General features: G+C 36.2%; 5 protein-coding genes. 3 read left to right on the top strand and 2 right to left on the bottom strand.

What is annotated here, in order from left to right; translation table 11 throughout:
* Positions 1–625: 625 nt before the first annotated feature.
* Complete coding sequence (locus EHC72_RS08455) at positions 626–892, bottom strand: hypothetical protein (protein ID WP_131537245.1); 267 nt, start codon at positions 890–892, stop codon at positions 626–628.
* A 647-nt stretch (positions 893–1,539) separates the two neighbouring features.
* Positions 1,540–3,519: a DUF11 domain-containing protein gene (locus EHC72_RS08450; protein ID WP_131537244.1), complete on the bottom strand. Its 1,980-nt coding sequence runs from the start codon at positions 3,517–3,519 to the stop codon at positions 1,540–1,542.
* A gap of 547 nt (positions 3,520–4,066) precedes the next feature.
* Between EHC72_RS08450 and EHC72_RS08445 the strand changes: the two genes are divergently transcribed.
* From EHC72_RS08445 to EHC72_RS08435, 3 genes are all read left to right on the top strand, one after another.
* Positions 4,067–7,240, top strand: a complete 3,174-nt coding sequence (locus EHC72_RS08445; RefSeq protein WP_131537243.1) for a TonB-dependent receptor — start codon at positions 4,067–4,069, stop codon at positions 7,238–7,240.
* 177 nt (positions 7,241–7,417) lie between these two features.
* Positions 7,418–8,638 carry a carboxypeptidase-like regulatory domain-containing protein gene (locus EHC72_RS08440; protein WP_131537242.1) on the top strand — a complete coding sequence of 407 codons (1,221 nt, stop codon included), beginning with the start codon at positions 7,418–7,420 and terminating at the stop codon, positions 8,636–8,638.
* Positions 8,639–8,809: 171 nt separating this feature from the next.
* Positions 8,810–9,715 (top strand): NmrA family NAD(P)-binding protein, encoded by a 906-nt coding sequence (locus tag EHC72_RS08435; protein WP_131537241.1) that lies wholly within the window; start codon positions 8,810–8,812, stop codon positions 9,713–9,715.
* The last annotated feature ends 84 nt before the right edge of the window (positions 9,716–9,799 follow it).

The raw sequence follows: 9,799 nt of genomic DNA, 5'->3' as shown, positions 1-9,799 counted from the left end.
ACCAGCTGTTTGAGATGTTAGCTTTTTAGCCACGGAAGCCATTAAAAGCAAATAGTTGAGTATTATAGATTGCTTCGGCTCGCTCTAGCCCAGCCTCGCAATGACGAATGGGTTCCGAGGAGCATCATTTAACCCAGCTGTTTGAGATGTTAGCTTTTTCAGCGCATCTCGTACCATTGATAAAGCAGGATTTCCAAATCCTGAATGTCATTTATAGCTTTTACCTATTTTACGGGTTCAGAGAACCCTTTTTATTGTTAATTCGAGATGCCTGCGGAACATCTCGAACAGCTGATTTAATAATTTGCATAAAACATGCTTTTTGGCTTTATAACAACCACCTCGTCATTGCGAGGCACGAAGCAATCTTACCAGCTGTTTGAGATGTTAGCTTTTTAGCCACGGAAGCCATTAAAAGCAAATAGTTGAGTATTATAGATTGCTTCGGCTCGCTCTAGCCCAGCCTCGCAATGACGAATGGGTTCCGAGGAGCATCATTTAACCCAGCTGTTTGAGATGTTAGCTTTTTCAGCGCATCTCGTACCATTGATAAAGCAGGATTTCTAAATCCTGAATGTCATTATAGCTTTTACCTATTTACGGGTTCAGAGAACCCTTTTTATTGTTAATTCGAGATGCCTGCGGAACATCTCGAACAGCTGATTAAACTGTCTACTACAAGTTCTAAACTATCAACTGCAAACCTTAAACTGTCTACTACAAGTTCTAAACTATCAACTGCAAACCCTAAACTGTCTACTACAAGTTCTAAACTATCAACTGCAAACCTTAAACTGTCTACTACAAGTTCTAAACTATCAACTGAAAACCTTAAACGGTCTACTACAAGTTCTAAATTATCTACTACAAACCCTAAACTGCCTACTGCCAATTCAATACTATCCAGCTGTTTGAGATGTTAGCTTTTTCAGCACATCTCGTACCATTGATAAAGCAGGATTTCCAAATCCTGAATGTCATTTATAGCTTTTACCTATTTACGGGTTCAGAGAACCCTTTTTATTGTTAATTCGAGATGCCTGCGGAACATCTCGAACAGCTGATTGCTTCGACTCGCTGTAGCCCAGCCTCGCAACAACGGACGTTCCAATCTTTGTATTTAAACCCGATTTGAGTGGATGCCACCGATTTTTCATCGGGGCAGAAACGGGAGCGGGGCTGCTGTATGCTAAGTATTGCCGACCGTTCATTTCCAAATAAGTTCTATTGCGATAGTTTCTTAAATCAGTAATTAAGATTAGGAAAGCAAAGCCTGTAGTTATTTTGAAAGTTTGTTCCTGTGTTTCGCTGTATCGCGATAGAAGAAATCGCGGATGCCGCTGCACTCAGGTTTATGGGTGAGCGGTTGGTGGTAAAAAACAATCGTCCTTCTGAACTTGTTTCAGAATCTATCTTAAAAGGCCCTGAACTAAATTCAGGGTGACGGAGTAAAATATTTAGTGAAATTTAAACAAATCGTTATGCTGAATGATAGAGAGAGGTACTAAAATAAATTCAGCATAACGGCTACTTAAAGGTTTATTGAGTTTTAAATTTAATGGGGATCATTGGGTTGGTCATCATATTAGATTTGCCACAACTTCCTAATTGGGTTTGTAATTTGAAGTAGCAATCTGCAGGCATTCCATTAGCAATGGCATAATATTTTGTAATGCCATTGGCAACAGGAAAATCACCATTAATTAATGTTGCTTCATAACCATCAGTATTGGGCAATTGGCTATAAAATTTAGTTTCAGTTGGATAAATAGCCGTAATATTAGTTCTGGCTATAGTTGTTGCATCACAAATGGTAAAAGTTTTAAAACCATCGGTAGTTATATCAGCACAGTTAGCAGGGTTAATATTTAAAGAGAATACATTATTAATGGGCATGCTTGCGCATTCATTAGCCATGTAAGCGGTTATTAAATCCCATGATGCATTATTATTTGATTGATCTCCGGTTGCCGTAACCTTACCGCTTATAGTAATATTTTTGGCACAGGTAGAGGTTTGCAAAATACAATCATTAGCTACCTTAACCTTAAATTTTAGTTTGTAAATAACGCGTTCCAAATCATCTCGGAAAAGTATATTACCAATATTGCAGGTAATTTTACCACCTAAGGTAATTGCAGGATTAGTACCAGCTGTAGATGACCAATTAGCCGGAATGCTAGCTGGGGTAGAAGCACCGCTAACAAAATAAACATTTGGTGGTAGGGTAATTTCTAATTTAGTACCTGTAACGCCTTCATTGCCTTTGTTTCTGATGGGAACCTCAAATTCTAAAATCTGATTTGGTTCTACTGTGCCATTATTGCTGAAACCGCCCAGGGGTAATAATAGGGGGGCAATTTTAGGAACAATGGCATCAACTGCAGTAACGATGTTATAGATACCAAAGGTGCCACCAGATAAATTATATCGTAATGCCATTTGTGTTTGGTTGCCAGAAACAAGGCTGCGATTTTGATTAACAAAATCAACAACCCCTATATTTGTTCCAAAATTTGTTCGGTCGTAAGGGATTCGATTGTTATCGCCAATATAAATAGAAGAATCAAAATAAAAATCGCCCCTCATTTCAGGATGCGATAAGGATACATATTGATCATTCCCTCCTTTGAACTGAAAACTATCGCCAGTTTCCGAAGGATTTATTCGTGTTGCCATCATTCCAAATTTACCTTGAGGATTGTAATCTGAAGTTCGGAAACCATTTATTTCCAGGGTTCCTGATTCTGTATTAGGCATAGGGCCATTGTTTGCTGGTTTTATATAATTGAAACCATCAAAAACAGTGATATTCCGCGGTTTTAATGATTGATTTTCATAAATAATTACCATGCCCCATCCGGCAGATATATTGTTGCGATATGGCTCATATAAACCTAATTGGTTATAAATATTTCCTACGGAATATTCACCTACTCCTGCGGTACGTACCAACTCGGTAACATCATAATAGCCAGCAAACATGGTCATGTATTCGTTAATAAATGGGTTTGAAGGGATGTCTGTTTTGCGCTCGCCAAAATAAATATCAGTGCTTTTGGCTGTCAAATCTATATAATTAGTCATGGCTGGCGTTTTAAACTTGATACTTTTTTTCTTATCAGACGTTACACCATTATCCTCTTCGGTTTTTCCAAACCAATATAAACCCGCATAAACAATTTTAGTACAGGCTAAGGGCACACTTTGCGGTAATTGAAATTCGGCCATTGAAGAATTATAAATATCAGCAGGTACCCCTGGTAAGTTCGAAAATATATTTGAGTTTCCAATCATTATAAAATCTCCCCTTAAATTATAGCTGGTTTTACCTTTAAATTCATTAGGCACAAGGGTAGATGTTCTTGGTGCAAAAGGTTTAATTTGAAACCCCTGCGCATTAGCTTTTGTGGTTAGTAGTAATATAATAATAAGGTAGGAGATATACTCGGTACATTTTTTTATAAAACTTTTTAATTTGAAGGTCAATATGCCTTTATTGTGAAAAACTGACGTCATTTTATTTGGAGGATTAATTTAATTACTTCTCTATTCTTTTATTCAATTGTGCTTCCAATAGTTTAATTGCGGGTCATAAAAACCACTTAATGGTATTATTGGAATATTTATTATTTAAGGATGAATAAGAAATAAGGAAAAAAGCATTTGTTTTATTTATGCCTATGGTGCAATTTGTAAATTTATAATTAAATCACAGCCAAACTGGGTACGCATATATACTGCATATGCTAAAAACGCGAAAACATCATATTCCTTAATGTTGAGTTAACAAACGGTTAATATGTGCAATGGTACATTTGCGCAACTCATACCAAACAAAGTATTTATGCATAAGTAAATTAAAGCTTACCCCAAATCTCCCCAAAAACCTTTCTTTTTTTGTTGCAAGCAGCGTAAAGTTCCCGCAAGCTGAAAAAAATCACCTTGCTTTTGTGTTGTTTTTATTATCGGTAATTGTAGGTCATATCCCATGTAAAGTAGTTGCAGGTTTTACTGTGTGCTACTTATTATTTGCTTTTATTTTAATCTATTATTTATATAAACTATGAACAACCGCTACCTTAAAAAAACATTTTTTATTGCTTTATTTAACCTCGTCTTTGTTATGGCAAGTATGGGGCAGGCAAACCTTGCCAATGTTACCGGAAAAGTAACCGATGCTAGTGGCTTATTGCCGGGCGCTACAATTATTATTAAAAATGAATCGACAGGGTTTACGATAAAAACCACTACAAATGAAAAGGGCGTATTTTTCTTTAAAGAGCTTCCGTTGGGTTCGCCATATAGTATTACGGCGGCAATGGTTGGTATGGCCACACAAAAGCAAACAGGTTATACTTTAAACCAGGGCGATGTTTTGCATGTGGATTTTAAGCTGACGGGTAAAACCGAAGAATTACAAATGGTAGAGGTTAAGGCTAGCTCAACATCATTACGTAATAAGATAGAAAACATTGGATCATCAACCGCCATTACGCCTAAAGATATTGCACGGTTGCCTGTTAACGGGCGTAATTTTACTTCCCTAACAGATTTATCTCCATTAAGTAGTGGTTCAGGTGGTAGTTTAAGCGGTCAGCTGGGTTCGGCAACAAATTACACGATTGATGGCATGTCTGCCCGTGGCACAATTTCTGGAGGTTTGCCAACTGGTGCTTATTCTATTTCAATGGAAGCCATAAGAGAGTTTCAGGTGGTTACCAACCAGTACGATGTTACATATGGTAATGCAGGTGGTGGTACAATTAGCACGGTTACAAAATCGGGTACCAATGATTTTTCTGGTAGTGTGTTTACTTATGCCCGTGCCAATTGGCTTACTAGTCCGTACGGTTTAAATGGTGCAAAGCGAACACAAGATTTTTCTACCTATCAGTATGGTTTCTCTTTAGGAGGACCAATTGTAAAGGATAAAGCGCACTTTTTTATTGTTTGGGATCATCAGGCAGATTCGAGGCCATTTACCATTGCCAATATACAAGGTGCCGATGATGAAAAACGTAATAATGTTACTCAAACCACGCTTGATAATTATTTATCAATTGCGAGGGCAAAGTATGGTGTAGCCAATACGCCACAATTTGGGCAGTTTGGTAAAAAGAAAAATACACATGCAGCCTTTGCACGTATAGATTGGCAAATCAATTCGAAAAATCTATTTACCATCCGCAATAATTTTATTTATGATTATGATAATTTATCTGATGGTGATAATACTGCAATTAACATTTATGAGGTTTACAGCTCCAGAAAAAGTATAAACAACAGCTTAATGGCATCTTTACGTACGGTGGTAACTCCTAATTTAACCAACGAGCTTAAATTGCAGTATTATTGGGAATATAATAAGCTATTTGCCAATGATGAATTACCTGCCGATAATATACCTAGAGCAACCGTAATGGGTGTTTCATCTGCTGTGGCTGGTGGCACCAAACCATACTCTACAGATATACAACTTGGCGGGCAGCGTTATGGTGGCGATTACTTTAATAACAACTCTGTACAGCTTACCGATAATTTATATTGGACAAAGGGAAAATATAATTTCACTTTTGGGGGTGGCATTACCTTTACCAATCAAAATACCATTTATGGCAGCGAAGTTAATGGACGGTTCTATTTTGATGGCTTAACAAACTTTGATAACCTTAAACCAAGTCGCTTTACAAGAGAAGTTTATTTATCGCCAGATAGAAATGTGAAGTTTAACATATTGGCTCCAAATATTTATGCACAAGTAGAAACCAAATTGTTGCCAGGTTTAAGTTTAACCGCAGGCTTAAGGTTAGATTATACAACCTATTTGGATCATGCAAACTTTAATGAGGTAGTTTATAGAACTTTGGGCTTAAATACAGCGAATAAATTATCGAGCTTGCAAATACAACCACGCGTACAGGCTACTTGGGATGTAGCTCAAAATGGTAAAAATATTATCAGGCTTGGTGGTGGTATTTTAGGTTCGGCGCTTAACCCATACTCTATGATTAACAATATGGTTTTTGATGGATCGCGTATTTTGAGTGTGGATTTAACTGGAGCTTCGGTACCTACACCAAATTTCCCTAGTTACAGGCAAAACCCAGCTTCGGCACCCGGTTTGGATTTAATAAGCAACCCTGCAATACCCAAAATGGCAACCATAAACATGAATGGTAAAGATGCTAAAGTACCTTTGGTGTATAAAGCAAACGCATCATATTCGCACTTTTTTAGTCGCAATTTTAGAATAACCCTTGCAGGCTATTTAAGTTTAGGAAGACACAATTATATGTATTTAGATAAAAATATGGTTGATGATCCTTATTTCAGAATAGCAGCAGAAGATAATAGAGGCGTTTATGTACCAGCAAATACTATTGATGCAAAGGGAAATGTGGATTGGACAAAAGGTAGAAAAACAACAGAAGTAGGCCGCGTATTACAACTGGAAAGTGTAGGCAAGGTAAATCAAATGGCTTTTGTGGTAGATGCAGATTACAAATACTTTAAGGATGGCGAAATATCATTCTCTTATACATGGAACCAAACAAAAGATAATACTTCTTACAACGGCAATGTAGCCAATAGTGCTACACGTAGTTTGTTTGTAAAGGATAACCCAAGAGATTTAAGCCAAATGAGTTATTCTGACAATCACTTTAGAAACAAAATTGTTTTTTATGGCAGCTCTCCAACTTTTTATGGTTTTAGTGTAGGCGTACGCTTCTCAGGCATAGGCGGAAGCAGATATTCCTTAACAGTAAATGGAAACGTAAACGGCGATTTTGTTGATATGAATGATCTGGCTTATGTTTATGATCCTAATGCTGCCACCACACCGCAAGCGATTAAAGATGGTATTAACGCCATTTTAAACAATGATTTGGTTGAGCCTAGCGCTAAAGAATACATCACTAAAAGTTTTGGTAAAATGGCAGAAAGAAATGGAGGTATTAATCCATTTTTCGGTGTGTTTGATTTAAGGATTCTTAAAAAGATTAAAACCTATAAAAAACAATACTTAGAGCTATCTGCCGATTTATTTAATGTAGCCAATCTATTAAATAAAAATAAGGGCGTAAACCATAGCTTGGGTGCAACACAACTTTATAAAATTGCCAGCTTTAACCCGGCAACCAATCAATACGGATATACTGTAAGAACCAATGCAGGGGTATCTGCTTTGAGTGGTAACACCTATCAATTTCAGTTAGGTTTACGTTACGGTTTTTAATACATTACAGCCCCACAAGTTTTAAATCTGTGGGGCTTTTTCTTTTTGTACGCAGCCTATTAATCTATACCTCAGTGCTGTGAGTAAAGATTTTCTTATTTTTAATGTAACTTTTTTGATGGTTTGTGATCTTAGACAATATTATACTTGAATATTAACACATATAAGCACAAACAAATGAAGTTGAAAATTTCCATCATTCTATTGATTATCAGCAGTAGCCTAGGGCTATTTGCACAGGATAATAAAACCATTTCTGGTACGGTTATTTCTACCAATGGCGATGGCAACATTCCTGGTGTTACCATTTATTTTAAAACCAAAGGATTAAGTTCCATTACCAATAGCGATGGTAAGTTTATAATTGCGTTACCAGCGCCTTTTGCCACTACAGATTCTCTCACCTTTTCTAGCATTGGTTATAAATCAAAAACCATTGCAATAAATAAAGCATTAAAAGAAAATACGCTTGTAATAAAGCTTGATGATTACGCCGAAAATCTACATGAAGTAACTATTGCCCGGTTATCCTTAAAAGAAGTATTAGATAGCGTAAAAAGGCAGGTAAACCATGCACTAGTTAAACCAATGAAGCTGAGTGGATATTACAGAGAACTTGTTTTTACTAATGGCAAATGTAGTGAGTATGCTGATGCCCTGGCTGAATATTTTTTAGACCAGCGAACTAAAAAAGATGGACAATTTAAAATCTTAGCCTCTAGGTGTAAAAATGATGAACGTGCAGTATTTAAAGGTGATTCTGCAGTTGCCAATCTCAATTCGAAAATCTCTCCAAATCATGCCTTTCAACTTGCATTAGTATCTAGAATGATTGATAGGTATTTCCCAATAAAAACCTTATCAGATTATAAGTATAAACAGGAGCAGGCTGATGAGAAGGATGGTAGCGACATAAAAATTACCATTAGCCCTAAGGATGATGCCGTGAAAGGAATATATAAACTGGTGTTAAACCTAACTAGTGATTTTGTACTAAAATCATTCCACATGGAAATACCAGATAAATTTGTAGAAAAAACGCCGCAAAGAAATATTCTTGGTTTACATGGCAAGCCATATAAGCTTATTTTTGATGTTAATTATATTGCAACGCCTAATGGTATTTACCCTAGTTATTACTCTATTATTGGTGCCAGTAAGCTTTGGGGTAAGTTTTTAGGAACAATTTACGATCAAACTGTTGAGTTTAAAACTGAGTTTTTGGTTACTAAAATTGATCAATCTGCAGATTTAAAGCCATTTCCTGGTAAAGAGGTTTACAGTAAGGGCAATATTTGTAAAAATGGTGTAGCCATGAATGATAATTTATTAAAGGAATATACTACAATTTTGCCATCGCAAAAAGATACAATTTCTATAAAGCCCTTAATTAAATAATCCGTTTTTAAGGTAAATTATGGTAAAGCAGGGTAGCATTGTTAAAAACATAAACCCTGCTTTACCTATAAAGGATTTTCAATAAATGCTTTTTGGCTTCAATATTACGCCTTTTGGTTATTTCTTGTTATTTGCTATTGCGGATTTTTGCATAAACAAATAACAATAATTATGAATATTATACTAACTGGATCTTTAGGGAATATAGGAAAGCCACTTACCCAACATTTAATTAAAAGCAACCATGTCGTTACCGTAATTAGTAACGATGCTAGAAGAAAAGAGGCTATAGAAAGCTTAGGTGCAAAGGCTGCAATAGGAAGTATTTTTGATACAGATTTTTTAATCAGCACTTTTAAAAATGCCGACATTGTTTACCTTATGGAAACCATGGAAATGGCAGGAGATATGTTCAATCCTTCCGTAGATTTTATAAATAAGATTAGCAAAATTGGCGAAAACTATAAACATGCTATTGAGGCTACAGGTGTAAAGCAAGTGGTACACTTAAGTAGTATTGGCGCAAATATGGAGCGTGGCAATGGCATTCTTAAGTTTCATTACAATGTAGAGCAAATATTAAGTGAACTACCACAGGATGTAGCTATTAAATTTATTCGCCCAGTTGGGTTTTACATTAATATGTTCTCTTTTATTAATACCATTAAAAGTAAGGGGGCAATTATATCTAACTATGGAGGGGATAAAAAAGAACCTTGGGTATCACCTTTGGATATTGCTGCGGTAATTGCCGAAGAAATGGATTTGCCTTTTACCGGTAGATCTGTAAGATACGTAGCGAGTGATGAGGTATCTCCTAATGAAATTGCCAAAGCATTAGGCAACGCAATTGGAAAGCCAGATTTGGAGTGGAAAGTGATAAGCAATGAGCAATTACTAAATGGATGGTTGGCAATTGGCTTTAATACACAGGTGGCTAAAGGTTTTGTTGAAATGCAGGCAAGTCAGGGTAGTGGCTTATTATACCAAGATTACTACTTGCACAAACCAGTACTGGGCAGGGTAAAGCTTGCAGATTTTGCTACTGAATTTGCTTCTGTTTTTAATCAGCAATAATTTAATTAAGCGGTTTGCACTTTATTAAAGCCTTAATGCAGTCTTTTTTGATAGATGCGATTTGCCTGGTTTTATTTATTTTTA

It is taken from the genome of Pedobacter nototheniae (assembly GCF_004335085.1).
Classification (GTDB): Bacteria; Bacteroidota; Bacteroidia; order Sphingobacteriales; family Sphingobacteriaceae; genus Pedobacter; species Pedobacter nototheniae.
The sequence above is the reverse complement of the archived record's forward strand: the minus strand, read 5'-3'. Positions and strand labels throughout refer to the sequence as shown.

Bases quoted from the DNA above. Each gene is read 5' to 3' on its own strand.
- EHC72_RS08450 (WP_131537244.1), bottom strand. From the start codon at position 3,519: ATGACGTCAGTTTTTCACAATAAAGGCATATTGACCTTCAAATTAAAA.
- EHC72_RS08445 (WP_131537243.1), top strand. From the start codon at position 4,067: ATGAACAACCGCTACCTTAAAAAAACATTTTTTATTGCTTTATTTAAC.
- EHC72_RS08440 (WP_131537242.1), top strand. From the start codon at position 7,418: ATGAAGTTGAAAATTTCCATCATTCTATTGATTATCAGCAGTAGCCTA.
- EHC72_RS08435 (WP_131537241.1), top strand. From the start codon at position 8,810: ATGAATATTATACTAACTGGATCTTTAGGGAATATAGGAAAGCCACTT.